1 pseudogene is annotated in these 224 nt (G+C 54.9%); it reads left to right on the top strand.

Going from position 1 to position 224, the window contains the following annotated elements:
* Window positions 1-107 precede the first annotated feature (107 nt).
* A pseudogene (locus tag H6B10_RS16635) lies at window positions 108-224 on the top strand (sugar ABC transporter ATP-binding protein); the annotation flags it as partial.

Here is a 224-nt window from a genome sequence, read left to right as displayed (position 1 = left end):
TTCCTTATCGGCGATTTCCAGGCTGAAATCGGGAACGGCAACAACGTTACCGGGGTAAACCTTTTTAACGTGACGGCAGCTGATAGAAGCCATGACAAAACCCTCCAAATATGGCGTTCGGCCTGGAACTGCGCAAGATGCCCAAGGACGAGATCGACAAGCGCGTGCGTGAAGCCGCCAAGATCCTCGAGATCGAGCACCTGCTCGACCGTAAGCCGAAGGCT

The sequence above is a fragment of the Gemmiger formicilis genome (assembly GCF_016901605.1).
GTDB classification, from domain to species: Bacteria; Bacillota; Clostridia; order Oscillospirales; family Ruminococcaceae; genus Gemmiger; species Gemmiger formicilis_B.
This window is presented reverse-complemented; position numbering and strand designations above follow the sequence as displayed.